At 72.3% G+C, this 25,159-nt stretch carries 29 protein-coding genes and 1 tRNA gene; 17 read left to right on the top strand and 13 right to left on the bottom strand.

Annotated elements, in window-relative coordinates; all coding sequences use genetic code 11:
* The first annotated feature begins 27 nt into the window (after nucleotides 1-27).
* A complete protein-coding gene (locus tag J2S59_RS05105) occupies nucleotides 28-972 on the top strand; it encodes a DUF5926 family protein (RefSeq protein ID WP_068117616.1) in 945 nt (314 codons plus the stop codon).
* A 93-nt stretch (nucleotides 973-1,065) separates the two neighbouring features.
* Here J2S59_RS05105 and J2S59_RS05100 read toward each other — a convergent pair whose 3' ends face one another.
* From J2S59_RS05100 to J2S59_RS05090, 3 genes are all read right to left on the bottom strand, one after another.
* Nucleotides 1,066-2,295: an arginine deiminase gene (locus tag J2S59_RS05100; protein WP_068117612.1), complete on the bottom strand. Its 1,230-nt coding sequence runs from the start codon at nucleotides 2,293-2,295 to the stop codon at nucleotides 1,066-1,068.
* Nucleotides 2,296-2,347: 52 nt separating this feature from the next.
* Nucleotides 2,348-2,566 (bottom strand): PLDc N-terminal domain-containing protein, encoded by a 219-nt coding sequence (locus J2S59_RS05095; RefSeq protein ID WP_068117608.1) that lies wholly within the window; start codon nucleotides 2,564-2,566, stop codon nucleotides 2,348-2,350.
* An 84-nt stretch (nucleotides 2,567-2,650) separates the two neighbouring features.
* Nucleotides 2,651-3,538 carry a prephenate dehydratase gene (locus tag J2S59_RS05090; protein ID WP_246360132.1) on the bottom strand — a complete coding sequence of 296 codons (888 nt, stop codon included), beginning with the start codon at nucleotides 3,536-3,538 and terminating at the stop codon, nucleotides 2,651-2,653.
* An 86-nt stretch (nucleotides 3,539-3,624) separates the two neighbouring features.
* On the opposite strand from J2S59_RS05090, the gene J2S59_RS05085 reads away from it, so the two are divergent.
* Both J2S59_RS05085 and J2S59_RS05080 read left to right on the top strand, forming a co-directional pair.
* Complete coding sequence (locus J2S59_RS05085; protein WP_246360131.1) at nucleotides 3,625-4,041, top strand: DUF4446 family protein; 417 nt, start codon at nucleotides 3,625-3,627, stop codon at nucleotides 4,039-4,041.
* Between the two features lie 28 nt (nucleotides 4,042-4,069).
* Nucleotides 4,070-4,540 (top strand): nitroreductase family deazaflavin-dependent oxidoreductase, encoded by a 471-nt coding sequence (locus J2S59_RS05080; protein ID WP_068117604.1) that lies wholly within the window; start codon nucleotides 4,070-4,072, stop codon nucleotides 4,538-4,540.
* Nucleotides 4,541-4,559: 19 nt separating this feature from the next.
* On the opposite strand, the gene J2S59_RS05075 is transcribed toward J2S59_RS05080, so the two are convergent.
* Nucleotides 4,560-6,152 carry a bifunctional phosphatase PAP2/diacylglycerol kinase family protein gene (locus J2S59_RS05075; protein WP_306824881.1) on the bottom strand — a complete coding sequence of 531 codons (1,593 nt, stop codon included), beginning with the start codon at nucleotides 6,150-6,152 and terminating at the stop codon, nucleotides 4,560-4,562.
* Between the two features lie 46 nt (nucleotides 6,153-6,198).
* On the opposite strand from J2S59_RS05075, the gene J2S59_RS05070 reads away from it, so the two are divergent.
* The 3 genes from J2S59_RS05070 to J2S59_RS05060 are packed head-to-tail and all read left to right on the top strand — an operon-like array spanning nucleotide 6,199 to nucleotide 9,328.
* Complete coding sequence (locus J2S59_RS05070) at nucleotides 6,199-7,182, top strand: aldo/keto reductase (RefSeq protein WP_068119569.1); 984 nt, start codon at nucleotides 6,199-6,201, stop codon at nucleotides 7,180-7,182.
* A 29-nt stretch (nucleotides 7,183-7,211) separates the two neighbouring features.
* A complete protein-coding gene (serS, locus tag J2S59_RS05065; protein ID WP_068119574.1) occupies nucleotides 7,212-8,489 on the top strand; it encodes a serine--tRNA ligase in 1,278 nt (425 codons plus the stop codon).
* Entirely contained in the window at nucleotides 8,486-9,328 is an 843-nt protein-coding gene (locus J2S59_RS05060) for an HAD family hydrolase (RefSeq protein WP_068119578.1), read from the top strand. Before serS ends, J2S59_RS05060 begins: the two co-directional genes overlap by 4 nt.
* On the opposite strand, the gene J2S59_RS05055 is transcribed toward J2S59_RS05060, so the two are convergent.
* Genes J2S59_RS05055 through J2S59_RS05040 form a run of 4 tightly spaced genes read right to left on the bottom strand, consistent with a single transcriptional unit; the run spans nucleotide 9,312 to nucleotide 12,733 of the window.
* The gene (locus J2S59_RS05055) at nucleotides 9,312-9,734 is read right to left on the bottom strand and encodes a GtrA family protein (protein WP_068119581.1); all 423 of its coding nucleotides are present in this window, start codon (nucleotides 9,732-9,734) and stop codon (nucleotides 9,312-9,314) included. The genes J2S59_RS05060 and J2S59_RS05055 overlap by 17 nt on opposite strands.
* Nucleotides 9,731-10,780 (bottom strand): glycosyltransferase family 2 protein, encoded by a 1,050-nt coding sequence (locus tag J2S59_RS05050; protein WP_306824880.1) that lies wholly within the window; start codon nucleotides 10,778-10,780, stop codon nucleotides 9,731-9,733. The genes J2S59_RS05055 and J2S59_RS05050 overlap by 4 nt, the downstream gene beginning before the upstream one ends.
* 37 nt (nucleotides 10,781-10,817) lie before the next feature.
* On the bottom strand, nucleotides 10,818-12,245 hold the full coding sequence (locus J2S59_RS05045; RefSeq protein WP_306824879.1) for a hypothetical protein: 1,428 nt from the start codon (nucleotides 12,243-12,245) through the stop codon (nucleotides 10,818-10,820).
* Nucleotides 12,242-12,733: a hypothetical protein gene (locus J2S59_RS05040; RefSeq protein WP_068117537.1), complete on the bottom strand. Its 492-nt coding sequence runs from the start codon at nucleotides 12,731-12,733 to the stop codon at nucleotides 12,242-12,244. Before J2S59_RS05040 ends, J2S59_RS05045 begins: the two co-directional genes overlap by 4 nt.
* Before the next feature lie 176 nt (nucleotides 12,734-12,909).
* On the opposite strand from J2S59_RS05040, the gene J2S59_RS05035 reads away from it, so the two are divergent.
* Genes J2S59_RS05035 through J2S59_RS05015 form a run of 5 tightly spaced genes read left to right on the top strand, consistent with a single transcriptional unit; the run spans nucleotide 12,910 to nucleotide 17,469 of the window.
* A complete protein-coding gene (locus tag J2S59_RS05035) occupies nucleotides 12,910-14,199 on the top strand; it encodes an O-acetylhomoserine aminocarboxypropyltransferase/cysteine synthase family protein (protein WP_068117541.1) in 1,290 nt (429 codons plus the stop codon).
* Between the two features lie 59 nt (nucleotides 14,200-14,258).
* Nucleotides 14,259-15,407, top strand: a complete 1,149-nt coding sequence (gene metX / locus J2S59_RS05030; protein WP_068117544.1) for a homoserine O-acetyltransferase MetX — start codon at nucleotides 14,259-14,261, stop codon at nucleotides 15,405-15,407.
* Entirely contained in the window at nucleotides 15,407-15,985 is a 579-nt protein-coding gene (gene metW, locus J2S59_RS05025; RefSeq protein WP_068117571.1) for a methionine biosynthesis protein MetW, read from the top strand. The genes metX and metW overlap by 1 nt, the downstream gene beginning before the upstream one ends.
* Before the next feature lie 33 nt (nucleotides 15,986-16,018).
* Nucleotides 16,019-16,810 (top strand): HAD family hydrolase, encoded by a 792-nt coding sequence (locus J2S59_RS05020; protein ID WP_068117547.1) that lies wholly within the window; start codon nucleotides 16,019-16,021, stop codon nucleotides 16,808-16,810.
* Between the two features lie 11 nt (nucleotides 16,811-16,821).
* Nucleotides 16,822-17,469 carry a hypothetical protein gene (locus J2S59_RS05015; RefSeq protein ID WP_068117550.1) on the top strand — a complete coding sequence of 216 codons (648 nt, stop codon included), beginning with the start codon at nucleotides 16,822-16,824 and terminating at the stop codon, nucleotides 17,467-17,469.
* Here the strand turns inward: J2S59_RS05015 and J2S59_RS05010 are convergent.
* The 4 genes from J2S59_RS05010 to mobA are packed head-to-tail and all read right to left on the bottom strand — an operon-like array spanning nucleotide 17,466 to nucleotide 20,059.
* Nucleotides 17,466-18,032: a bacterial proteasome activator family protein gene (locus tag J2S59_RS05010; protein ID WP_068117553.1), complete on the bottom strand. Its 567-nt coding sequence runs from the start codon at nucleotides 18,030-18,032 to the stop codon at nucleotides 17,466-17,468. The genes J2S59_RS05015 and J2S59_RS05010 overlap by 4 nt on opposite strands.
* A gap of 23 nt (nucleotides 18,033-18,055) precedes the next feature.
* A complete protein-coding gene (locus J2S59_RS05005; protein WP_068117557.1) occupies nucleotides 18,056-19,024 on the bottom strand; it encodes an NAD(P)H-quinone oxidoreductase in 969 nt (322 codons plus the stop codon).
* A gap of 20 nt (nucleotides 19,025-19,044) precedes the next feature.
* On the bottom strand, nucleotides 19,045-19,380 hold the full coding sequence (locus tag J2S59_RS05000; protein ID WP_068117560.1) for a DUF6457 domain-containing protein: 336 nt from the start codon (nucleotides 19,378-19,380) through the stop codon (nucleotides 19,045-19,047).
* A gap of 10 nt (nucleotides 19,381-19,390) precedes the next feature.
* Entirely contained in the window at nucleotides 19,391-20,059 is a 669-nt protein-coding gene (gene mobA, locus J2S59_RS04995) for a molybdenum cofactor guanylyltransferase (protein WP_181641564.1), read from the bottom strand.
* A gap of 57 nt (nucleotides 20,060-20,116) precedes the next feature.
* Here mobA and J2S59_RS04990 point away from each other — a divergent pair, with 57 nt between their 5' ends.
* The 4 genes from J2S59_RS04990 (at nucleotide 20,117) to J2S59_RS04975 (ending at nucleotide 22,429) form a co-directional block, all read left to right on the top strand.
* Complete coding sequence (locus J2S59_RS04990; protein ID WP_068117563.1) at nucleotides 20,117-20,926, top strand: carbon-nitrogen hydrolase family protein; 810 nt, start codon at nucleotides 20,117-20,119, stop codon at nucleotides 20,924-20,926.
* A gap of 28 nt (nucleotides 20,927-20,954) precedes the next feature.
* Complete coding sequence (locus J2S59_RS04985; protein ID WP_181641565.1) at nucleotides 20,955-22,010, top strand: hypothetical protein; 1,056 nt, start codon at nucleotides 20,955-20,957, stop codon at nucleotides 22,008-22,010.
* Nucleotides 22,011-22,060: 50 nt separating this feature from the next.
* A complete protein-coding gene (locus J2S59_RS04980) occupies nucleotides 22,061-22,294 on the top strand; it encodes a biotin/lipoyl-binding carrier protein (RefSeq protein WP_068117568.1) in 234 nt (77 codons plus the stop codon).
* A gap of 50 nt (nucleotides 22,295-22,344) precedes the next feature.
* A tRNA-Ser gene (locus tag J2S59_RS04975) sits at nucleotides 22,345-22,429 on the top strand.
* A 70-nt stretch (nucleotides 22,430-22,499) separates the two neighbouring features.
* On the opposite strand, the gene J2S59_RS04970 is transcribed toward J2S59_RS04975, so the two are convergent.
* Nucleotides 22,500-23,699, bottom strand: a complete 1,200-nt coding sequence (locus J2S59_RS04970) for an IS481 family transposase (RefSeq protein ID WP_306824878.1) — start codon at nucleotides 23,697-23,699, stop codon at nucleotides 22,500-22,502.
* 155 nt (nucleotides 23,700-23,854) lie between these two features.
* Between J2S59_RS04970 and J2S59_RS04965 the strand changes: the two genes are divergently transcribed.
* Both J2S59_RS04965 and J2S59_RS04960 read left to right on the top strand, forming a co-directional pair.
* Nucleotides 23,855-24,568: an enoyl-CoA hydratase gene (locus J2S59_RS04965; RefSeq protein ID WP_068122079.1), complete on the top strand. Its 714-nt coding sequence runs from the start codon at nucleotides 23,855-23,857 to the stop codon at nucleotides 24,566-24,568.
* A 58-nt stretch (nucleotides 24,569-24,626) separates the two neighbouring features.
* On the top strand, nucleotides 24,627-25,124 hold the full coding sequence (locus J2S59_RS04960; RefSeq protein WP_068122082.1) for a hypothetical protein: 498 nt from the start codon (nucleotides 24,627-24,629) through the stop codon (nucleotides 25,122-25,124).
* Nucleotides 25,125-25,159 lie beyond the last annotated feature (35 nt).

Genomic DNA, 25,159 nt, shown 5'->3' with positions numbered 1-25,159 from the left:
ACCCCACGGCGGCTAACGTTCCGCCTCATGGGCAAGAAGTCGCGCGTCAAGTCCCGAGTCGCCGCTCCCGCCGCCGAGGCTGAGGTCGGCCCCCGCCAGCCCTGCCCGTGCGGGTCGGGTCGGCGCTACAAGGCGTGCCACGGCTCGCAGGACGGGCCGCCGCCGGCGTTCGCCCGTCGCCCGTTCGAGGGGATGCCCGGGGAGTGCGACGTCGTCGCCCTGCGCGAGCTGGTCCCGTCGGCGACCGCCGAGCTGACCGTCCCGTCGGCCGGTGACCGCAGGGTCCTGCTCACCACGCTCAACCCCGGTGCCGCTCCGGCGCTGGTGCGCCAGGACGGCACGATCTGGCTGGGTCTGCAGGTCCAGCACGCGTACGGCGACCCGAGCCGTGACCTCGCCGCGGTGCTGAACCGGGCGCTCGAGGCCGAGCCCGGCAGCGCGGTCGGCATCACCCAGGCGCCGGCGGCCGACGCGCCGCGCCTGCAGGACCTGGTCAGCCAGGACGCACTCGCCGTGACCGTGCATGACGGGTTCGGCTGGTGGGTGGCCGACCTCGACGACGCCGACGGCAGTCTCGCTGCCGCACTGGAGCAGGCCAACGCCGCAGCCACCCCGACCCTGCGCCTCGCGCAGGTCGAGGCGGCGTACTGGACGGACGTGGGCAGCAAGGAGCACCTGCGCTGGGCGATGCCGCACGACGAGGACGCGCTCCTCGACGCCCTGGCCCGGCTGCACGCCGCGGACCGGACGCGGCTGGTGGAAGGCTCCCGGCTGGTCGGGATGTTCCGCGCCCACGGACTCCTGGTCCCCGTGTGGGACCTCGAGGTCGGCACCGGTGCGGATGCGCTCGAGGACCCGGCGGCCGACTTCGCCTCGGCGCTCGAGGAGGCACTCGCGGTCACCGAGCCGTTGTCCCAGGAGGAGCGCGCGGCGCGTTCGGGCCTGGCCAACCGCCAGCTCACCATCCGCTGAGCAGACCCGCCGTTGTCCGGCTTGCCCGGACCCGCTAGTTTTCCCTTCAACCCGGCCGTTGTCGCATCCCCCGTCGACAGCGGCCGGGCCCTTTCATCCCTGAGGGTCCCGGGCGATCGGGCACGACATGCACCGCGGTCCGCCCCGGCCCGAGCCCACCTCGGACCCGGCGATCCGGATGACCTCGATGCCGGCCTCCTCGAGCCGGGCGTTGGTCTCGATGTTGCGCTCGTAGGCGATCGCCACGCGGGGGGCGACTGCGAGCGTGTTGTTGCCGTCGTCCCACTGCTCGCGCTCGGCGGTGACCGGGTCGAGGCCGGTGTCGATCAGGTGCATGGCGTCGATCTCGGCGGCCCGGGCGGCCGCGACGAGGAAGGGCTCGGGCGCCGCGATCGCGAGGGGTGCCTCGGGGTCGTCGGGGTGGGCCGTGACGGCGTACGCCGTGAGGCTGTCGGCGATGTTGGGATACATCACGATCTTGTCGACGTCGACCATCGTGCAGATCGTGTCCAGGTGCATCGTGGCGCGCTCCTGGGCGATCGGGACCGCGAGCACCGTGTGGGCCAGGTCGTCGGCGAGGACCCGGCGCGCGAGCCGCTCGACCCCGGCGGGGGTGGTGCGCTCGCCGACGCCGACAGCGATGACGCCCGGCGCCATGAGCAGCACGTCGCCGCCCTCGAGGTGCTCGCGCTCCCACCCGTGGATGCGCGGGGTGCCGGCGAAGCGCGGATGCCGCGAGTAGATCAGGTCCGTCAGCTGCGTCTCCCGCTCGCGGGCCGGCATCGCCAGCGAGGTGACGGCCACCCGGTCGCGGATCCAGACGCTGGAGTCCCGGGTGAACAGCAGGTTGGGCAGCGGGTCGACGAGGAAGTCGTCGTCGGCCAGCAGGCTGGTGACCAGGCCGTGTCCGCCGCGCACCTCGTCGTTGCGGATGCCGGCCGTCAGCACGAGTGCCAGCTCCTGCGGCGTGTGGTCGTGCAGCGCCGCGACCAGGTAGGTCCGCAGCGTCTCGCCCAGCCGCAGGCTCGCGGTCACCTCCGCGATCGCGTGCTCACGGGCCTCCGCCGACGCGAGCGTCTCCACCAGCAGGTCGACGAGATAGACGACCTCGACGCCCCGGTCGGTCAACGCCGCCGCGAACGCGTCGTGCTCCTCCTGCGCCCGCCCGACCCACGGGATCCCGTCGAAGAGCAGCTTGTCGTTGTTGCGCGGGGTCAGCCGTTGCAGCTCCGGACCGGGACGGTGCAGCAGGACCGTGCGCAACCGCCCGACCTCGCTGTCCACGCCGTACGCCGGAGGGGTCTGCTCACTGCGGTCACTCATGCACGCACAGTAGTGCGCGCCTCCCTGTCAGATCCGGCGACGAACCCGCGCGTCAGGTGCGGCGGCCCTTGCGGAAGTAGGCGATCGGTCCGACGACGTTGATGCCGATGACGGCCGCCCACACCGGCTTCGGTCCGTTGACCTGGGAGGCGGGGCGGCGGGCGAGGTCGCGCCAGGCGGTCACCGCGAGCGCGACCTGGACGACTCCGACGACCGAGACAGCCGTGCGCTGGACGGGGCTCAGGTCCTTCCACTGACGACGTGCGGCCACGACGGACCTCTCTCTCGCGTGATGGGTGCCGCGGGCGGAGGGCGGACCGTGACGGTCGGGCCACGCGGCGTGGGTGGCGGGAGCCTACTGCTCCTGGCGGAACGGCGAGGCGGGATAGACGCCCATGATCGTCACGTCGGTGGTGAAGAACTGCAGCTCTTCCAGCGCCCGCGCGACAGGGGGGTGGTCGGGGTGGCCGTCCACCTCGGCGAGGAACTGGGTGCCGGTGAACTTGCCGTCGACCATGTAGGACTCGAGCTTGGTCATGTTGACGCCGTTGGTCGCGAAGCCACCCAGCGCCTTGTAGAGCGCGGCCGGGATGTTGCGGACGTTGAACAGGAACGTCGTCACCACCGCCGGCTCGTCGGGCGACGCGGTGACGGGCTCGGGGGAGAGGACCACGAACCGGGTCGTGTTGTGGTCCTCGTCCTCGACGTCCGTCGCCAGCACCTGCAGCCCGTAGATCTCCGCGGCCATGGGCGGGGAGATCGCGGCCTGGGTCGGGTCGGCGGCCTCGGCGACCTCGCGCGCGGCGCCGGCCGTGTCGCCGGAGATGACGGGGCTCAGGCCGTGCTCACGGATGAACCGGCGGCACTGGCCCAGCGCGTGCACGTGGCTGTGCACGGTGCGGATCGTCGACAGGTCGGCGCCCGCCGGCCCCATCACGTGGAACCGGATCCGCCAGAAGTGCTCGGCGACGATGTGCAGGCCCGACCCGGGCAGGAAGTGGTGCACGTCGGCGACCCTGCCCGCGATCGAGTTGTCGATCGGGATCATCGCCAGGTCGGCGTCGCCACCGCTCACCGCCGCGAAGGCGTCCTCGAACGACGCGCAGGGCACCGCCTCGTGATCGGGGTAGTGCTCCTGGCAGACCGCGTGGGAGTTCGCGCCGGGCTCGCCCTGATAGGCGATGCGAGGACGGCTCCCCTGGTCGATCGAGCGGCTCCCCTGGTCGATCGAGCTTGTCGAGATCACCGGCTCAGTCTAGGGACGGCGCCGACGCGCCTCCCGGCGCGTGCCACCCGGGCCGGCCGGCCGCGTGACCTACGGTGACCTGCGTGAACGAGTCGCTCCTGGTCGTGGTGTCGCTGTGCTCCCTGGTCCTGGCCGTCGTCGCCCTCGTGGTGGCGCTGACCGTGTCACGGCGTACGGCGAAGCGGGGTGCCGGCGACGACACCGACGCCGTGCCGGCCGACGTGCAGGGGCTGCGGCAGGAGGTCTCGGCGCTGCGGGTGGAGGTCTCCGACGCGCTGCGCCACCTCTCGGTCGTGCGCTACGACGCGTTCGGCGACATGGGCGGACACCTGTCGTGGTCGGTCGCGCTGCTCGACGATGCCGGCAGCGGCATCGTGCTGACCTCGATCCACGGTCGCAGCGAGGCGCGCACCTACGCCAAGAACGTCGCGAACTGGACCAGCGACGCCGTGCTGTCGCCGGAGGAGCAGGAGGCGATCAGCGCCGCGCGCCCCCGCTGATGCCCGGTTTCTTCGTAGGCTCAGCGCCATGCGTCTGCTCCGTCCGGTGGCTGTGTGGATCGGCAGCCTCCCGTGGCTCTCACGCCACACCGCCCTGATCGTCCGGGTCGACAAGACCATCCAGCGGCTCACCCGGGGCCGGTTCACGCTGCTCTCGCTCGGCGGCATCCCGGAGCTGTTCCTCACCGTCCGCGGCCGCAAGTCCGGCATCCCGCGCACCACCCCGCTGCTGTGCGCCCCCACGAGTGACGGCTGGCTGGTCGCCGGCTCCAACTGGGGCCAGCCCAAGCCGCCGGTGTGGTCGCTCAACCTCGAGGCGGCCGGTGAGGCCGAGGTGCACTTCCGGGGTCGGACGTACGTCGTGGCGGCCCGTCGCGCGGAGGGCGCCGAGCGGGCGCGGCACTGGGCGACGCTGCGCACGGTCTGGCCGAACTACGCGCTCTATGAGGCGCGCACCGACCGCGAGATTCCGGTGTACGTCCTCACCCGCCGCCCCTGACGCGCGCCGGCGCCGGCGGTCAGCGGGGGACGCGGACCAGCAGCCGGCCGTGGATGCACTCCGCCTCCAGCTCACGGCCGGGACCGATCGAGTCGCCGTCGAGCTGGCGGGGGGTGTCGGTGGCGGCGACGATGCGCACCGTCCGGCCCCGCATCCGCGTGATCGTCTCGTCGGTGCGCTTCTGGCGGCTCAGGATCCGCACGGCCAGCGGGATCCACGACAGGAACCGCCGCGGGTGCAGCAGCACAACGTCGAGCTGGCCGTCGTCCACGGCGGCATCGGGGATGAGCGGCATGCCCGCCTGCAGGAACCCGACGTTGCCGACGACGACCGTGCGGGCGCGGTGGCGGGTGGGCTCACCGTCGTCGACGGTGACCTCGAGGCGCACGGCGGGGAACATCAGCGACTTCAGCCCCGACAGGACGTAGGCCAGCCAGCCGACCCGCTTCTTGATGTCCTCGTTGACGCCCTCCATGATCGCGGCGTCGAAGCCCATGCCGGCCATCACGAGGAAGTGGTCGTCGCCGATCCCGTCGCCGCGCACCGACACCAGGTCGATCGCCCGGTCCTGGCCATTGAGACCCACGTCGATCGCGGCCCGCAAGAACAGCGGGATGTCCAGGTTGCGGGCCAGCAGGTTGCCGGTGCCGGCGGGGATGATCCCGACGGGGATGCCGGTGCCGGCGAGCTCGGCGCAGACCGTGCGCACGGTGCCGTCACCCCCGCAGACCAAGACGAGGTCGGCGCCGGCCACCGCGGCGTCCTCAGCCATCGAGGCGCCCGGGTCCTCGATGGTGGTGAGGTACCACTCCGGCTCGCTCCAGCCGGACTCCTCGGCCAGCGTGGCCACGAGCGTCCGGAACGCCGCCTCGTCCTCGACCTTGATCGGGTTGAGGATCACCGCCAGCCGGCGCTCACCGGGGAAGACCACCGGCAGCGGGACCGCCTTCGCCGCGGTCGAGCGAGGGAGCGGGTCGAAGACCAGCAGCCCCGCCAGGACGAGCAGCACGCCGAGCGCCCAGCCCGTGACCACGTCGGAGAAGTTGTGCACCCCGAGGAAGATCCGGTCCATCCCGACCACCACCGCCAGGACGACGTACGCCGTGATGAGCGTGCGCCGCGCGGAGCGGCGCCGCACCAACATCTGGGTGAGCACGGTCGCCACGCCCATGGCGGCCGCGATCGAGGTCGCGTGGCCGGAGGGGAACGAGAAGCTGTCGAGCACGCGGATCGGCTCGTCCCAGGCGGGCCGGTCGCGGCGCACGAGGTTCTTCATGACGTAGACGACCACCGACGACGCCAGCATCACCGCGCCGCTCCAGGCCGCGGCGCGCGGATGACCACGCGTGGCCAGGGCCACGACCAGCACCACGGTCGCCACGGTCATCGGCACGGTCCCGAACGCGAAGTCGATCGCCCGGAACACCTCGGTCAGCACGCGGCTGTCGGCGGTCCACGAGAACGGCTCGGTCGCGACCGTGCTGTCGAGGCGCAGCAGCGGGCTCCAGCTCGCCGCGACCAGCGCGGTGAGGACCGCGACGATCGTCGCCAGACCGAGCGTCCACGGCAGGAGCGTTCGGCGTCGGCGGGCACGTTCGTCGGTCGCGAGCATCTGTCGAAGTATGCCGGGGGCTTTCGCCGCCCGTCATGATCGGGTCATGACCTCCACCTCCCCCGACCACCGTCCCTGGCACCGGCCCCTGGGCGACTCCGGACTGCGCGTCTCGGTCGTCGGCCTGGGGTGCAACAACCTCGGCCGCGAGGGCACAGCCACCGCCACCCAGGCCGGCACCGACGCGGTCGTCCACGCCGCGATCGACGCCGGGATCACCCTCTTCGACGTCGCCGACACCTACGGTGCCCCGCAGCGGGGCCTGAGCGAGGAGCTGCTCGGCAAGGCGCTCGCCGGTCGCCGCGACGATGTGGTCGTCGCCACGAAGTTCGGGATGGACATGGAGGGTGCCAACGGTCCCGACTGGGGCGCGCGGGGATCGCGGCGCTACGTCGTCCGGGCGGTCGAGGCCTCCCTGCGCCGCCTCGGCACCGACTGGATCGACCTCTACCAGCTCCACGTCCCCGACCCCGGTACGCCGATCGACGAGACCCTCGCCGCGCTCGACGACCTCGTCACCGCCGGCAAGGTGCGCTACGTCGGTCACTCCAACTTCGCCGGCTGGCAGCTCGCCGAGGCCGAGCTGCTCGCCCGCGAGCTCGGCACGCAGCGGTTCGTGTCCAGCCAGATCGAGTACAGCCTGCTCAAGCGCGGAGCCGAGCGCGAGCAGATCCCTGCTGCCGAGCACTTCGGCGTGGGCACGCTGCCGTTCTTCCCGCTCGCCAGTGGCCTGCTCACCGGCAAGTACGCCGACGGCAGGGCCCCGGAGGGCAGCCGGCTCGCGGCGCGCCCGCACCTGCTGGAGGCCGCCGACTGGGACCAGCTGGCGGCGTACTCCCGGTTCGCCGCGGAGCGCGACCTGACCGAGGTGCAGGTCGCCTTCTCGTGGCTGGCCTCCCGCCCGACCGTCGGCAGCGTGATCGCCGGGGCGACCACCCCCGAGCAGGTGCGCACCAACGCCGCTGCCGTGTGCTGGACACCGAGCGAGGACGACGAGGCGGAGCTGGACGTGATCTTCCCGGGTCCGTGACTCCTGCGCCGCGCGGATAGCCTGAGCCCATGATCGACCCGCGCCTGCTCCGTGAGGATCCCGACCTGCTCCGCGCTGCCCAGACCAAGCGCGGCCTGTCCGCGTCCGTGGTCGACGAGGCGCTCGCGGCCGACGAGGCGCGGCGCCGCTCGATCAGCGCCTTCGAAGAGCTGCGCGCCGAGCAGAAGGGGCTGGGCAAGCAGGTCGCCCAGGCTCAGGGAGAGGAGAAGGCCGCGCTCCTGGAGCGCACCAAGGCGCTGTCGGCCGAGGTGAAGGCCGCCGAGGCCGCCCAGCACGAGGCCGAGGAGACCTACCGGCGCATCCTCAGCACGATCCCCAACCCGGCCGCCGAGGCCGCCCCAGCGGGCGGCGAGGACGACTTCGTCCTCCTCGAGGAGCGCGGCACCAAGCGCGACTTCGCCGCCGAGGGGTTCGAGCCGCGCGACCACCTCGAGCTCGGCCGGATGCTCGGCGCCATCGACGTCGAGCGCGGCGCGAAGGTGTCGGGCAGCCGGTTCTACTACCTCACCGGCCCCGGCGCCGACCTCGAGCTGGCGCTGGTCAACATGGCGATGGACCAGGCGCGGGCGGCCGGTTTCACCGCGATGATCCCCCCGACCCTGGTCAAGCCGCGCGCGATGGAGGGCACGGGCTTCCTCGGCCAGGCTGCCGACGACGTCTACCGCATCGAGGGCCAGGACACCTACCTCGTCGGCACCTCGGAGGTGCCGCTGGCGGCGTACCACTCCGACGAGATCCTGGACGCCGGGTCGTTGCCGCGCCGCTACGTCGCGTTCAGCCCCTGCTACCGCAAGGAGGCAGGCTCGCACGGCAAGGACACCCGGGGGATCTTCCGGGTCCACTGGTTCGACAAGGTGGAGATGTTCTCCTACACGACGCTCGAGGAGTCCGAGGCCGAGCACCAGCGGCTGCTCGCCCAGGAGCTGGAGTGGCTCGACAAGCTCGAGCTCGCCTACCGCGTGATCGACGTGGCCGCCGGCGACCTCGGGCTCTCGGCACAGCGCAAGTTCGACTGCGAGGCGTGGATCCCCAGCCAGGGCAAGTACCGCGAGCTCACCTCGACCTCCAACTGCACCGACTTCCAGTCCCGCCGCCTCGACATCCGCACCCGCGGCGAGCACGGCACGACGCCGGTGGCCACGCTCAACGGCACGCTCGTGGCGATCCCGCGCGCCATCGTCGCGATCCTCGAGACCCACCAGCAGGCCGACGGCTCCGTGCGCATCCCGGCCGCCCTCCAGCCCTACCTGCAGGGTCGGACCGTCCTGGAGCCGGTGACCGGGTGAGCGCAGCCAAGCGGCCGGTCCCCGACACCTGGCAGCCGAAGCTCGTCGCGCTCGACATCGACGGCACCCTGCTGCGCTGGGTCGACGGCACCGGCATCGTCCACGAGGAGCTGTCGCCCGCGGTCTTCGAGGCCGTACGCCGCGCCGAGGACGCGGGCGCCCACATCGTGCTCGCCAGCGGGCGCTCGGTCGACGCGATGACCCCCGTGGCCGACCTGCTGGAGCTGCACGGACACGGCGAGCGGGTGTGGATCGTGGCCTCCAACGGGGCGGTGATCACCCGCTACCCGCCCGTCGAGGTCGTGCATGAGGAGACCTTCGACGCCCGGGCCGCGGTCGCCGCCGTGCTCACCGAGTTCCCGAACGCGCTGGTCGCGGTGGAGGAGCGCGGGGTCGGCTACCGGGTCAACAAGGAGTTCCCGTACGGCGAGCTCAACGGTGAGCTGATCGAGACCGCCATCGAGGAGCTCGTGGCCGAGCCGGTGAGTCGCGTGATCATCCGCGACCCCACGGCGACGGTCGACGACTTCCTGGAGCTCGGCTCCAAGCTCGGCCTGCACGGCATCGACTACGTCGTGGGCTGGACGGCCTGGCTCGACCTCGCACCCATCGGCGTCTCCAAGGCCTTCGGGCTGGACCACGTCTGCCGCGAGCTCGGGGTGGACGCCGGCGACGTCCTCGCGATCGGCGACGGCCGCAACGACCTGGAGATGCTGGAGTGGGCCGGTCGCGGGGTCGCGATGGGCCAGGCGGTCGACGTCGTGCACGCCGCCGCCGACCACACCACCGGCAGCGTCGACGAGGACGGCGCCGCTCAGGAGATCAACCGCTGGTTCTGACCGGGCCGTGCCGCACGCCGCGCTCCGCGCCGTGCTCGGCGCTCGGCCAGACGAGGTAGCGGTAGGCCAGGTAGTTGGCGGCGATACCGACGGCGACGCCGCCGAGCTTGGCCGCCGCCAGCGGCAGCGGATCGACCAGTGCCGCGATCACCAAGGGCTGCAGGACCCACATCGCCGTACCCGTCGCGAGGACGAAGCGCCACGCCTGCGCCCAGGTGAGCCGGCCGGCGCCGAACGTGTAGCGGCCGTTGAGCACGAAGCTGCAGGCCATCCCGCAGCTGACCGAGACCAGGTTGGCGAGCACGAGGCCCAGGTGCGGGTGCAGCAGCAGGAAGAGCCCGACGTCGAGCGCGGTGTTGAGGACCCCGACGATCGCGAAGCGGGTCGCCGTACGCCGGTGGCTCACCCGCTCGCGCTCCGCCGGTCGGGTTGCGCGAAGGCGTCCCGCGTCGACTGCGGCGTGCCGGCACTGGTCGCGGTGAGGGCGAGTGCGTAGCGCGGCCGGTCCTGCACCTCGCCGTACACCCGGCCCAGGTAACTGCCGATGACGCCCATCATCACCAGCTGCAGACCGCCCAGGAAGAACATGCCGACCCCGAGGAACGCCCACCCGGGGACCGCCTGGTCGGAGGCGAACAACCGCACGGCGAGGACGTAGACGCCGGCGAGCAGGCTGAGCGCCGAGATGAGGTAGCCCAGACGGGAGATCAGCCGCAGTGGCGTGCTGGAGAAGGTCGCGATCCCGCTCGCGGCCAGCGCGAACATGGCCCGCAGCGGGTACTTGCTCTCCCCTGCGCGGCGGGCGTCGCGGTCGAAGAGCACCGCCTCCTGGCGGAAGCCGGCGTGCGCGACGATGCCGCGCAGGAAGGGGTCCTTCTCCCGGTAGCGCACCACCTCGGCCACGACGCGGCGGTCCATCAACCGGAAGTCACCGGTGTCACGAGGGATCGGGGTGGAGGACAACCGGTCGAGCAGCCAGTAGAAGCCGGCGGCCGTGGCGCGCTTGAACAGCGTGTCGTCGCGGGTGCGGCGCTGGGCGTAGACGACGTCGACACCGCCTTCCCACGCCGCGATCATCTCCAGGCTGACGACCGGCGGGTCCTGCAGGTCGGTGTCGAGGACGATGACGGCGTCGGCGTGGACGGCGTGCTCGAGCCCGGCCACGACGGCGATCTGGTGGCCGCGGTTGGCGGCGAGCGACAGCACCGTCACCCGGTGGTCACGTCGGCGCAGCGCGAGCAGCTGCTCCAGGGAGGTGTCCCGGCTGCCGTCGTCGACGTAGACGAACTCGAAGTCCAGGTCGGGACGGTGCTCCGTGGTGCGCAGCAGCTCGGCGTGGAACTCCTCGAGCACCGCGGCCTCGTTGTAGACCGGCAGCACGTAGCTCACGCGGCGGCGCCGGCCGACGTGCCGCTCGGCACCGGCGGACTTCGGCGTGGACGGAGTGTGCATGCGGGTTCCCTTCACCAACTGCCTTCATCGGCTGCCTTCATCGGGCGAGCACCAGCAGGGTGCCCACGACGAGCGTGCCGAACACGGCCACGGCGATCTCGGCTCCTCGCAGGACCCCGGGCAGCCGGCCGCCGCCGACCGGAGTATCCGACATCGGGGACGGCCGGAGCAGCAGGAGCGCCAGCAGCGCGAAGACGGGTGCGGCGGTGGTCCAGTAGCGGGGGCCGGCGATGTGCACGAACGGCTGGCTCAGCAGGGCGAGGGCGGACAGCTTGGCGCACACGGCGAGCAGGTGGGCCGACGTCGTCCGTCGTCGGGGGACCAGCAGCGACACCAGTGCCGCCAGCAGGAACGGGAAGAACAGCACGCCTGTGCCCACGACGATCCCAGCGTGCACGACGTCGGAGGTGCCGGGCGCGCGCAGGTACGTCGCGAAGCGCGCGGGGGAGAGGGCGTAACGGCCGGCGTTCTCGGTCACGTCGCGCGCGTAGCTGCGAGGGGTGACCTCCGCGCGGGCGTACGCCGACATCTGCTGCTGGACCTCCACCTCGCTGAGCCCCGTCGCCCGCGCGACCTCCCGCGAGTAGCGCAGCGGGCTGAACCACAGCGTGCTGCCTGGGTCGCAGGGTCCGAAGCACACCCGGTCGCGGTCGCCGAAGGTGTTGGCCATGACCGTCGACACCGACGTGGTCGTGATCACCCGGTCGCCCAGGACCGCGCTGGCACTCAGCGACCACGGGAGCAGCAGGCCACCGAAGACCGCGCTGGCGACGCCGGCTGCGACGACTGCTCGGCGCCGCGCCGCGTCGCGTAGCAGCACGACCACCGCGACGGCCAGCAGCACCCCGAGCAGGCCGACGAGCACGGCGACGCTCGAGCGGGCGTAGACGCACGCGATCGCCACCGCGCCGATCGCCAGTCCCTGCCGGATGCTGGGGGCCCGTCCGGCGACCGCCCCGAGCAGCACGGGATGGACCAGCGTGAGGAAGAGCAGCAGGAGCACGCCGGCGGTCTGGTCACCCCAGGCACCGAACGTGAAGACCGACCAGGTCGGCACCAGTCCCGGGAAGACCATCAGGACGAGCGTGGCGCGGCGTCCCCAGACCCGGTCGACCCGGCGCAGCACCGCGAGGAACAGCACGGTGCCGACGACGCCGAGGAAGCCCCGGATCGCCCAGACCGGCGCATCGGGCACCAGGACGAACAGCGGCGTCAGCACCAGCGACATCCCGGGCATGAACCAGCCGCTGGCGACGACGTTGCGCTCGAGCTCGACGACGTCGGGTGTCGTGAAGGAGCCCAGGTCGCGCAGGAGGTTCGACAGCGCCCGGGCCCCATCGACGTACGCCGCCTCGTCCCCGATCAGGGGTGCGTGGGCGACCTGCGCGTAGACGACGACCTTGATCAGCAGGTGCGCGGCGACGAGCACGCCGACGGCACCGCCGAGACGGGAGACCCAGTTCACGGTGGCCACGCCTCCCAGTCCGGCGGGAACTGCTTGGTCGCGTAGGGCTGGTCGCACGCGGGACCGGTCCCGACCTCGGCCGGGGACAGCGGCGGGAGGCGCAGCCGGACCTCGCCGCGCACCACGGTGCCGGGCGCCACGTCGTACGGCGTCACCTCCGCGCCCACGGGCCCGGTCGGGAACGTCGCGGCGAGGGCCGCGCGGACATCGTCGGCGTCGGCCTCGAGGTAGTGCAGCGTCAGCAGCCGGTGCGCCGGTGTGGACCCGTCGGCGGGGACGTCGTCATCGGTCCGGACGACGTGGGCGAAGGGCAGCGTGGCGTCGCCGGGCAACGGCCGGCAGCCGGTGGTCAGCGCGGCGGGCGGCAGCGTGGGGCGATAGCTCCCCGTCGGCTCCGCCCGGTCGAGGGTCCCGCCCACGACCGCGAGCACGGGCAGGGCGAGCGCGCAGGCGCTCACGACGAGCCGACGTCCCCCCTTCGCAGCCACGTCGCCCCTCCTGCCCCGACGCCGACCGATCTATCCCGCCCGATCTACGCCGCGGTCGCGCGCAAGTGCTTTCGCAGTGTGGACGCTCTCGTGTCCTCAGGCCCCACCGCCTAACGTCGAGTGCAGTAGTTGACTTTGCCCCCTCGGCGACGAGGGGCCGATCCTGAGGACCACAGATGACCCGACGCCCCGAGACCCTCGCGGTGCACGCCGGCCAGGAGGAGGCCGACCCGGCCACCAACTCCCGCGCGGTGCCGATCTACCAGACCACCTCCTACGTCTTCAACGACACCGAGCACGCGGCCAACCTGTTCTCGCTCGCGGAGCCGGGCAACATCTACACCCGGATCATGAACCCGACCCAGTCGGTCTTCGAGGAGCGCATCGCGCAGCTCGAGGGCGGCGTGGGTGCCCTCGCCACCGCCTCCGGCTCGGCCGCGACGACGTACGCCGTGCTCAACCTGACCTACGCCGGCGACAACATCGTCGCCCTGTCGACGCTGTACGGCGGCACCTACGCACTGTTCGCGCACACGCTGCCGCAGTTCGGCATCGAGGTCCGCTTCGTCGACCCCGACAAGCCCGAGGACCTGGCCAAGCACGTCGACGACAAGACCAAGCTGGTCTTCGCCGAGACCCTCGGCAACCCGCGGATCAACGTCGTCGACATCCGCGCCTGGGCCGACTCCGCGCACGCGCAGGGCCTGCCGCTGATCGTCGACAACACCGCGCCGACGCCGTACCTCGCCCGGGTCTTCGACCACGGCGCCGACGTCGTCGTGCACGCCGCGACGAAGTACATCGGCGGCCACGGCACCTCGATCGGTGGCGTCATCGTCGACTCCGGCAACTTCGACTGGGCCGCGCACTCCGAGCGCTTCCCCGGCCTGACCCAGCCCGACGCCGCCTACCACGGCGCGGTCTGGACCGAGGCGGTCGGCAACCTGGCCTACATCATCCGCGCCCGCACGGTGCTGCTGCGCAACACCGGTGCCGCGATCGCCCCGCTCAACTCGTGGCTGTTCCTCCAGGGCCTCGAGACCCTGCACCTGCGCATGGAGCGGCACAGCGAGAACGCGCTGAAGGTCGCGCAGTTCCTCGAGGCCCACGACGACGTCTCCTGGGTGAGCTACCCGGGTCTGGAGTCGAGCCCCTACAAGGCCGTCGCCGACCGGATCTTCACCGGCAACGGGTACGGCGGGCTGGTCAGCTTCGGCGTGAAGGCCGGCCGCGAGGGCGGGCGGAAGTTCGTCGAGAGCCTGGAGCTGTTCAGCCACCTGGCCAACATCGGTGACGCCAAGTCGCTGGCGATCCACAACGCCACGACGACGCACTCCCAGCTCACCCCGGAGGAGCTCGAGAACGCCGGCGTCCCCGAGGACCTCGTGCGCCTCTCGATCGGCATCGAGCACGTCGACGACATCATCGCCGACCTCGAGCAGGCCCTGGCCGCCTCGCGCGGCTGACCAGCCGCAGGTGAGATGCGGCGAGGGCACCCTCGCCGCCCGGCCTAGGGTGGTTGACCGTGAGCGACCTGGGCTTCGTCGAGACGCAGCGGGTCGTCCTCGGGACCGAGGACGACCCGCTGACGCTCGCGTGCGGGCGCCGGCTGACCCACGTCGAGGTCGCCTACGAGACGTACGGCGAGCTGTCGCCCGACCGCGACAACGCGATCTTCGTCTGCCACGCGTTGACGGGTGACGCGCACGCGGCCGGCCACCACGGCGACCCGGCGCGGCGCGGTTGGTGGGACAACCTCATCGGGCCCGGCAAGGCGCTCGACACCGACCGGTTCTTCGTCATCTCGCCCAACATCCTCGGTGGGTGCCAGGGCACGACCGGGCCACTGTCGATCGACCCCGCGACCGGGGCGCCGTACGGCCTGGACTTCCCGCTGCTGCAGATGAGCGACTTCGTCGCGGTGCACCAGCGGCTCCTCGCGCACCTCGGCATCGAGCGGCTGCTCGCGGCGGTGGGTGGCTCGCTGGGTGGCATGCAGGTGCTGCAGTGGATGGTCGACGCCCCCGAGCAGGTCGCCAACGGCGTGATGGTGGCCAGCTCCTCGCGCCTCACGGCCCAGAACATCGCCTTCTCCGCCGTGGGCCGCGAGGCGATCATGCGCGACCCCAACTTCCACGACGGCCGCTACTTCGAGCTCGAGGGCCCCGCGGCGCGCGGCCCGAAGATCGGGCTGGCGATCGCGCGGATGATGGCGCACATCACCTACCTGTCCGAGGAGGCGATGACCGAGAAGTTCGGGCGCCGACTGCAGGACAAGACCGCTGACGTCCACCGCATGGGCTTCGGCGTCGACTTCGAGGTCGAGAGCTACCTCAACCACCAGGGCAACACGTTCCTCGACCGGTTCGACGCGCTGAGCTACCTCTACCTCACGCGTGTCATGGACTACTTCGACGCGTTCGCCGACCCCGACGCGGCCGCGCGCATCGCCGCCGCCCGTAGTCGGGCGCTGGTGATCTCGTTCGACACCGACTGGCGCTTCGACACCAGCCACTCGCTGCGCGTGCTGCGCACCCTCGAGCGCGCCGGCGTCCCCGTGACCTTCCGTGAGATCCGCTCGGCCTGGGGACACGACTCCTTCCTGCTGCAGCCGCCCGGCTACCACGAGACCGTCGCGGCCTTCCTCGACCACGCCCACGAGGTGTGCTCGTGATGCGCCCCGACCTGACGATCCTGGCCGGGCTCATCCCCGACGGGTCGCGCGTGCTCGACCTCGGGTGCGGTGAGGGCCAGCTGCTCGCCCACCTCGAGACCCGCGGCTGCACCATCCAGGGCGTCGAGATCGACGGTGACGCCGTCCTGCGGGCGGTCCGCCGCGGGGTCCCGGTCATCGAGGCCGACATCGAGGGCGAGCTGAGCACGTTCGCCGACCAGTCGTACGACGTCGTGGTGCTCTCGCAGACGCTGCAGGCGATGGTCAACCCGGCCCACGTGCTGCTGGAGCTGCGGCGCGTGGGTGCCCGCGGCGTCGTCTCGGTGCCGAACTTCGGGCTCTGGCGCAACCGGCTCGCGCTGCTGCGCGGCCGGATGCCGGTCTCCGCGACGATCCCGCACGCGTGGTACGAGACCCCCAACATCCACCTGTCCACGCTCGTCGACCTGCAGGCGCTGCTCGACGAGGTCGGGCTGGTGGTCGAGAAGCGGATCCTGCTCGGCGAGGACGCCGCGCCGCTGCGCTCCCCGATCGCGGCCAACCTGCGTGCCGCCGCCGCGATCTACCTGGTGCGGTAGGGGGCGGCTGGGCTGGAGGGGGAGACTGGGGACGTGTACAAGCTCGTCGCCACCGACCTCGACGGGACGCTGCTCGACTCCCGCGGCGAGGTCAGCCCCCGCACCCGTGAGGTGATCTCCGCCCTCGAGGAGCGCGGCATCGTCGTGGTCTTCGTGACCGGCCGGCCGCTGCGCTGGATGGAGACGCTCTGGGAGCACGTCGGCGACCACGGTCTGGCGGTGTGCTCCAACGGCGGCATCGTCTACGACGTCCGCACCCACCGCGTCGTGCGCTCGCGCACCATCCCGCGCACGACGGGGCTCGAGGTCGCGGACCGACTACGCAGCGAGCTGCCGGGGACGGCGTACGCACTCGAGCGGCTGGACGGGATCGCCGTCGAGGAGCAGTTCGGGCTGCGGTTCCCCCGACCCTCCGACCTGCGAATCGGCCCGCTGGAGGACTACTTCGAGGATGACGCGGTGGTGAAGCTGCTCGCCAAGCACGACGCGCACGACCCGGAGCCCTACTGGCATCGGGTCGAGGAGCTCGTCGGTGACCTCGTGACCACGACCTGGTCGTCGGTCGGGACGCTGGTGGAGATGAGCGCCGAGCAGGTCACGAAGGCGACCACGCTGGCCCAGGTGTGCCTCGATCGCGGGATCGCGCCGGAGGAGGTCGTCGCGTTCGGCGACATGCCCAACGACCTGGCCATGCTGAGCTGGGCGGGGCGGTCCTACGCGATGGCGAACGCCCACGCCCAGGTGCGCGCCGCAGCCGACCACGTCGCCCCGCCACACGACCAGGACGGGGTGGCGCAGGCGCTCGAGGAGCTGTTCGCCCTGTGAGGAGGGGTGCGATGCGGTGGCAACCGCCGGGACGCGGGCGGCGTCTCACCAGCATGAGCCTCCTGGTACGTCTGGTCGCGCGCCTCTGCCTCGTGGCGTCCTTCGCCCTCGCACCCCTGCTGCTGGTGGCCGCACCGGCGCACGCCTGCTCGTGCGCGCAGGTCGCGCCGGAGGAGCATCGGGAGCGCGCCGACGTCGTCGTGGTCGGTGAGCTGCTCGACGTCGAGCACGGCAACCGTCAGACCCTGTTGCAGGTCGGGGTGGAGGGTGTGGAGAAGGGCGAGTCCGGCCGGGTGCTGCGCCTGCTCACGGCAGGTGACGGGGCTGCGTGCGGACTGGACTTCGTCACGGTCGGCGAGCGGTACCGCTTCTACGCCACCGAGAACGCCGAGGGGATCCTCGAGGCCGGACTGTGCGGAGGCACGACGGGCATCGGGACGACCCCGGTCGACCCCGAGGTCGCGAAGCCACCGACGGCGACGGGCGAGCGGGCCTACGAGAGCTTCGCGGAGTTCAGCGCCGACAGCGCGCGGCCGCGCCTGCCCGCCTCGGGCAACCGTCTCGGTCTCGCCGAGGGCGCCGCGATGGTCGCGGCCGCGACCCTGGGTGCCGGCGCCTTCGCGTGGTGGCTGCGGCGCCGCCGGACGCGGAACGGCTAGAGGTAGAGCCCGCCGCCGCGGCGCCCGTCGGGCTCGCCGCCGCCGGCCTGCTCGGCCCCGGGCTGCCCGGGAGCCTGGGGTGTCATCCCGCCGGGCAGCGCGCGCCGCATCTGCTCGAGCTGCGCACGGGCGGCCATCTGCTGGGCATAGATCGCGGTCTGGATGCCGTGGAACAGGCCCTCGAGCCATCCGACCAGCTGCGCCTGCGCGATCCGCAGCTCCGCGTCGGACGGGGTCTCCTCCGCGAACGGCAGCGAGAGCCGCTGCAGCTCCTCGACCAGCTCGGGTGCGAGACCGGCCTCGAGTTCCTTGATGGAGGACTGGTGGATCTCCTTCAGGCGCTGCCGGCTGGCGTCGTCGAGGGGCGCGGCCTTCACCTCCTCGAGGAGCTGGCGGATCATGCTGCCGATGCGCATGACCTTGGCGGGCTGCTCGACGAGGTCGGTCACGTGGGTCTCGCCCTCGTCGCCGCCCTCCCCGTCAGCCGCGCTCTGCCCGCCCGCGATCGACATCCCGTCGGGGCCGATGACCATCACGCGGGGCTCGTCGGAGTTCTCGCTCATGACTCCAGCCTAGGTGTGGGGGCCTAGGTCGTGAGGACGACCTTCCCGACGTGCACCGAGTCCTCCAGCATGGTGTGCGCCTCGCGCACCTGCTCCAGCGGCAGCGTCGCGTGGACGATCGGGCGGACCTTCCCGTCGGCGACCAGGGGCCACACGTGCTCGACGAGCGCGGCGCAGATCGCGCCCTTCTCCGCGACGGGCCGCGACCGCAGGGAGGTGGCGATCACCGCGCCGCGCTTGCCGAGCAGCTTGCCCAGGTCGAGCTCGCCCTTGGTGCCGCCCTGCATGCCGATGACGACCAGGCGGCCCTCGGTGGCGAGTGCGTCGACGTTGCGCCCGAGGTACTTCGCGCCCATGTTGTCGAGGATGACGTCGGCGCCCCCGTGCTCGCGCACGACCTCCACGAAGTCCTCGTCGCGGTAGTTGATCGCCAGCTCCGCGCCCAGCTCCGTGCAGACCGCGAGCTTCTCGGCAGAGCCAGCGGTGGCCGCCACGCGCGCGCCGTACGCCGTCGCGAGCTGGATCGCCATCGTGCCGATGCCACCGGCGCCACCGTGGACGAGGAAGAGCTCACCGGGCTGCAGCCCGGCGACCATGAAGACGTTGGACCACACGGTCGCCGCGACCTCGGGCAGGGCCGCGGCGGTGACGAGGTCGATGCCCGCAGGCACCGGCATGAGCTGCTCGGCCGGCACCACGACGCCGGTGGCGTAGCCGCCACCGGCCAGCAGCGCGCACGCCTGGTCGCCCACCGACCATCCCTCGACGCCGTCGCCGACCGCAGCGACCGTGCCCGAGCACTCGAGCCCGAGGACGTCGGACGCGCCGGGCGGCGGGGGATAGAACCCGCGCCGCTGCAGCAGGTCGGCGCGGTTCACCGCGGTCGCTGCCACGTCAAGCAGGACCTCGCCGGGTCCGGGCTCGAGGTCGGGCAGGTCGCTCAGCGTGAGGGCCTCGGGCCCTCCGGGCTCGGGTACGACGACAGCGCGCATGCCTCGACCCTAGCCAGCGCTCACGGCGGCTCGGGGTCCTCACCCAGGGCCGTGGCCAGGTCGGCGTCGGGCGGGTCGTCGGGGCCGAGGTCGGCCGGGTCGTCGGCGTCGTCAGCGGCCGGCCGGTCCCACCGCTCCGCCAACGCGGTGACGCGCTCGGCCAGCTCCTCGATCTGTCGCGACGACAACCCGCGCGCCCCGGCGGCGTACCCGAGGAGGTACGACGTGACCGGCGCCGCCGGACGCTCGACCCCGTGGGCGCAGACCCGCGCCAGGTCGAGCACGAGGCCCTCGTCGATCTCGTGGTCGAGGTCGAGCACGTCGCAGACCTCGTCGATCCAGTCGTGGAGGTTCACCCGGCCAGCCTCATACGTCCGGGTCGTCGGGCGCAACCCGCTGTCGCAGCTCGCGTAGGTCCTCCCAGGTGTCGACGTCGGCGGCCTCGTGGGCCCGCGCCGGCACCTCGACCAGCCGCAGCCCGAAGAGCAGCCGGCGCATCGCCAAGCCGTACGTCGACTCCCGGCCCGCCGGCACCGCGGAGAGCAGCGACGCCGCGCGGTAGGCGGCGCACAGCGGCTGGCGTCGCCCGCCCGCGTCGACGAGGAGCACCCCGTCGGCGCCGGGGTCCGCGTCGAGTGCCTGCAGCAGCCGGTCGATCGTCGCGGTCGTCACCATCGGCATGTCGACGGCGAGGGCGACGACCCGGTCCGGCAGGCTGCCCCGCAGCCGCTCCAGGGTCGCGATGCCGGCGACCAGGCCGGCAGCCGGACCTCCCCCCGGAGGGTCCTCCCGGGTGAACAGCACCGGCCGGTGCGTCCGGACCTCCGGGCCGACGACGACCACGTCCTCGACCGGCGGCGTCAGCACGTCGAGCACCCGGTCGAGCAGCGTGCGGCCACCGATCTCCAGCGCGTGCTTGTCGACCCCGCCGAGCCGGACCGCACCGCCGCCGGCGAGCACCACCGCGGCGACCCGCGCCGGCTGGTCGCCGGCGACCTGCGGCAGACCGGCGCCGCGTGGCTCGACGGGATCCATCGCGCCAGTCTTGCATCGCCGGTTGGATCATGGGCGTGCCGTGGCACGCTGGCCGACATGGCCGCCGCCCCGCTGCTCCGCGTCACCTTGCTCCAGTGCGCCTCGTCGTTGGACCCGGAGGAGAACCTCGCCGCCCTGGCCGCGGTCGACCGGGCGGCACGGCGCTCGCCCGCGCCGCACCTCGTGGTGCTCCCGGAGGCGTTCGCCCGGGACTTCGGCTCGCCCGGCTCGGACGTCTCCGCCCACGCCCAGGACCTCGACGGTCCGTTCGTCCAGCGCCTGGCGGCCCTGGCGGACCAGCATGGCTTCGGGGTGGTCGGCGGCATGTTCGAGCGCTCCGCCGACCCCGAGCGTCCGTGGAACACGCTCGTGCTCGCCCAGCCGGGCCGGGTCGACCACTACCGCAAGATCCACCTCTACGACTCCTTCGGCTACCGCGAGTCCGACCGGCTCAGCCCCGGTGAGATCGCCCCGGTCGTCGTGGACGTCCCGGGCTCCGACGGCACGACCTTCAAGGTCGGACTGATGACCTGCTACGACCTGCGGTTCCCCGAGCTCGCGCGGGCCCTCGTCGACGCCGGGGCCGAGGTGCTCGTCGTCCCGGCCGCCTGGGTCGCCGGTGACCGGAAGGTCCACCACTGGCGCACCCTCGCCGTGGCCCGGGCGATCGAGAACACGGTCTTCGTCGCGGCGGTCGGCCAGCCCGCGCCGCGCTACACCGGGCACTCGCTGGTCGTCTCGCCGCTCGGTGACGTGCTGGGCGAGGTGGGGGACGCCGACGGCCTCACGGTCACCGTCGACCTGCGCCGCGACGTGCTCGAGGAGGCCAGGGCCCAGAACCCGTCGCTGGCCAACCGGCGCATGTGAGGCGGGCCGCGCTCGCTATCCTCGCCGCGTGGTGACGGCGGACCGGAGGCAAGGTCGTCGGCGGGCCGACCCGCCGCCGCGCCGCCGCCGACTCCCGGAGTCGCCGCCGCCCCCGCCTCGCAGCGCGCGCACGTGGACGTGGACGTGGGGCACGCTGCTCGTGGTCGCCGCGCTGGCCGTGCTGCTGCTGGGTCGTACCGACGTGCTCCCCCTGGTCGCCCAGCGCGGTGCCGCGGTCGTCCTGACGACGCTGTACGGCGTGGCGCTGGCGGTCCGCACGGGTGGTCGCCCGGTGATCAGCGGGGCACTGTGCCTGGTGCTCGGCGTGGCCGGGGTCGCCCTGGCCGAGCCGATCCTGTTGTCCGGGCTGGTGGTGCTCACCGGAGTGGTCTCCGCCGTGCTCGGCGTCATGCTGACCTTGCCGGCGGCGACCTTCCCCGGGGTCGTGCGGGAGGTCCTCGTCGCCGTGGTCGTGGCGGCGGCCGGAGCGCTCGCCATCGAGGGGTACGCCGCGGAGGTCTCGCGCGAGCGGCTCGCCTACGTCGTCCTCGCGCTGTCGCTGGCGGGGGCGCTGCTGCTGGTGTTCCGGCTGGGCGCGGGTCTGCACGGCCTGGGCCGGCGTGGGTCGGTGATCCTCGCTGCCGGGCTCGGAGCGGTGACGGTGACCCTCGCCTACACCGAGGCGTTGCGGCGGTGGGCCTCGCCGGGGCTGCTCGGGGCCTTCGAGTCGTTCGTGGCGCAGGTCGACGCGACGCTCGGCGGGGTCCCGCAGCCGCTCGCGATCCTGCTCGGCTTCCCCGCCCTGGCGTGGGGAGTCTCCATGCGCGCGCGTCGTCGCCAAGGCTGGTGGGTGTGCGCTTTCGGGGTCGCGGCCACCGGACCGCTGGCGGTCGCCCTCGCCTCGGTCGGCCTCGTCACCGCCGGCTTCAGCCTGCTCTACAGCCTGCTCGCCGGGCTCGTGGTCGGGTACGGCGTCATCCGGCTCGACCAGTTCCTCACTGGCCCCCGGGGCCGGCGTGCCCGCCAGCTCGAGGCCGCCTCCGCCCACCGCCCCGAGCCCCGCCGTACGGCCCCGGTGCTGTGAGTCGAGCACGAACGCGCGAGTAACCGGCCCGGCGGTCTAGCGTCACGCGCATGGGACGCGAGCAGCAGGTGGAGATCGCCGCCGAGATGGTGGCCAACGTGATGTCGGTGAGCGTGGCCGCCGGAGCGCAGGTCGAGGCGGGCGACATCGTGGTGCTGCTGGAGTCCATGAAGATGGAGATCCCCGTGCTCGCCGAGCGCGCCGGCCGGGTCAGCGCCGTCAAGGTCGAGGCCGGCGACGTCGTCCAGGAGGGTGACGCGCTCGTGGTGCTCGACGTCGACTGACGCTCCCGCCGCGTAGACTGCACGCCGTCGTCGGCTGGTGCCGACGGCGAGGAGGGGTGCCGGAGCGGCCGATCGGAACCGCCTTGAAAGCGGTCGTGGGGAGACCCACCGCGGGTTCGAATCCCGCCCCCTCTGCCCATTGTGATGTCTCAGGACATCGCGGACGGCCGAACCCACGCCATTTGGGTTCGGCCGTCCTTCATTTTCAGCTCGATGTGTTCGGGCGTGGGATCGGTTGGTAGCGCTTGGTGGTGTCGAGGACCAGTTGGCGGAGTAGTTCGCCGGTGGCGGCGTCGATGATGCGGATGTTGAGGTCCTGGACGAGGACGATCACGCGGGTTCGGGCGTGGGTTCGCCCGATGCCGATGGAGTAGAGCCGTCCGCTGTGGCGCAGGGTGATCTTGCCGGTCTTGTCGATGCGGTCGCGGCGGACCCGGTCGTGGGTGTCATCGGCGCGAGCGTGTTGCTCAGGGGTTGCTTTGGGGCGGCTGGTGTAGATGGTCGCGGGGGTGGCGCGGTGCGGTAGCGACCGGTGCGGTCGGTGGTGGTTGTAGGTCTCGACGAAGCGGTCCAGCAGTGCCTGGAGCTCTTCGACGGTGCTCGGTTGGACCGGTTGGGCGCGTAGCCACTTCTTCAGCGTCTGCTGGAACCGTTCGACCTTGCCGCAGGTAGTCGGGTGGTTCGGGGTGGAGTTGATCTGCCGCACGCCCAGACGCCGCAGCTCGTGCTCGAAGCCGTTGCGTCCGCCCTTGCCGCCGGACAGGCGGGTGGTGAACACCATGCCGTTATCGGTGAGGGTGGAGGCCGGGATCCCGTAGATGGTCACGCTCGCGCGGAAGGTGGTGAGCACGATGGTGCCGGTGACCCGGACGTGTGCGGTGACCGAGAGCGCGAAGCGGGAGCAGTCATCGAGCCAGCTCAAGATCTCGGTGTCCGCACCGGGGTGACCGTCGGGGCGGGTGAGGCGGTAGTGGGTGAAGTCGGACTGCCAACGCTCGTTGGGCATAGCAGCTTCGAACCGGATGTAGGAGGACTTCGGGCGTTTCTTCGGCTCCGGGACCACCAGGCCGCGAGCGGTCAGGTGTCGGGAGATCGTCGTGCGAGCGATCTCGACGCCGTGGTGGTGTTCCAGGTGCCACTTGATGGTGTCTGGGCCGCAGTCGAGCCCGGTGGTAGCGAGTTTCTCGCGGAGCTCGACGATGAGCTCCACCACCTCTTCCGCAGTGGCGTTCGCGATGTTCTTGGGTCGGCGCGAGCGCGGTTCGAAGACCGCCTCGCCCTCGGTGCGATAGCGGGCCAGCAGCTCGTAGAGCCAGGACCGTGAGATGCCGTACTCGGCGGCGACCTCGTGGACAGGACGGTTCTGGATCACCACAGCGGTGATCACCAGTCTGGTTTTCGACATGGCCGGAGCGTTGAGCCGGCTCAGCACTCAGTCCGGCATGTCGTGAGACATCAGTCCGGCATGTCTTGAGACATCAGTCCGGGATGTCCTGGACCAACACACCGCCCCCTCTGCCCATGGAGCTTGGCGACCGAGCAGGGTTCTAGGCTCCCATCATGCTCGCCACCACCCGCCACGATGCCGTCTCCCTGCTGACACTGCAGCGCCCCGAGCGCCGCAACGCGATCAACCTCGAGCTCGCCCAGGCGCTGCTCGCCGCGGCGCAGAGCGAGGTCGACGCCGGCGCCCGGGTCCTCGTCGTCACCGGCGAGGGCACGTCCTTCTGCTCCGGTGCCGACCTGACCGGGGTGTACGGCGACGCGTTCCTCGACGCGCTCTACGGGATGCTGCACGGGCTGACCCGGCTTCCCGTCCCGGTGGTCGCGGCCGTCAACGGACCCGCGATCGGTGCCGGCACCCAGCTGGCGCTCGCCTGCGACCTGCGCGTGGCCGACGAGAAGGCGTTGTTCGGCGTACCGACCGCTCGCAACGGCATGGCCGTCGATGCCTGGACGATGCGCACGCTGCAGACCGTCGCCGGCGGTGGCCTCGCGCGCCGGCTGATGCTCGCCGCCGAGACCGTCGACCGCGACGAGGCCGTGCGCTACGGGCTGGTCGACCGGACCGGCGACCTGGACGCCGCGCTGGCCTGGGCGCAGGAGATCGCGACGCTGGCGCCGCTCACGCTGGCGCACAACAAGCTCGTGCTCAACGGCGGCGGCGAGGAGGAGGTCGCCCGGACCTTCGCCGCGTGCTGGGAGAGCGAGGACGTGCAGGAGGCCGCGGCCGCCCGCGCCGAGAAGCGCCCGCCGATCTTCCGCGGGCGCTGACTGCAGCTGCGCCGGTGGCCCCGCACGGGCCGGTGAGGGCGCGGGGGACAATGGAGGCGTGACCGACGCCGACGACACCACCACCGCCGCGGACCGCCCGCCCGGGCGGATCGACTACCGCCTCTCCCAGCCGCTCGCGCTGCGGTTGATGGGCGGCTTCCTGGCAGTGATCGGGGGCGCGGTCTTCGTGGTGACCCTGCTGGTGGGTGTGCTGAGCCTCCCGATCGTGGTGCTCGGCGTCAGCGTGGTGCTCGCGGTCGTGCTGGTCTTCGTGGTCGGCGCGCTGCTGACCCGGCGCACCTGGATGGTCCGGCTCGACGCCGCCGGCTACCGCGTTCGCTACGTCCGCGGCGTCGGCCGCGCCCAGGCCCGCTGGGCCGACGTCGAGGACGCCGTCGTCACGAAGGTCGCCGGCGAACCGTGTGTGGTGCTGCGGCTGCGTGCCGGCGGCACGACCACGATCCCGGTGCGGGTGCTCGGCGGGGACCCGGAGGAGTTCGTCCGCGAGCTGCGTCAGCGCCTCGACCACGGGCGCGGCTACAAGCGCCTGCGCTGACTCTCCTGCGCTGATTCGCCTGCGCCCGCAACGCT

Source organism: Nocardioides massiliensis (genome assembly GCF_030811215.1).
GTDB classification, from domain to species: domain Bacteria; phylum Actinomycetota; class Actinomycetes; order Propionibacteriales; family Nocardioidaceae; genus Nocardioides_A; species Nocardioides_A massiliensis.
Note: the sequence above shows the minus strand (reverse complement) of the source record. Positions and strands in the feature narration are given on the sequence as shown.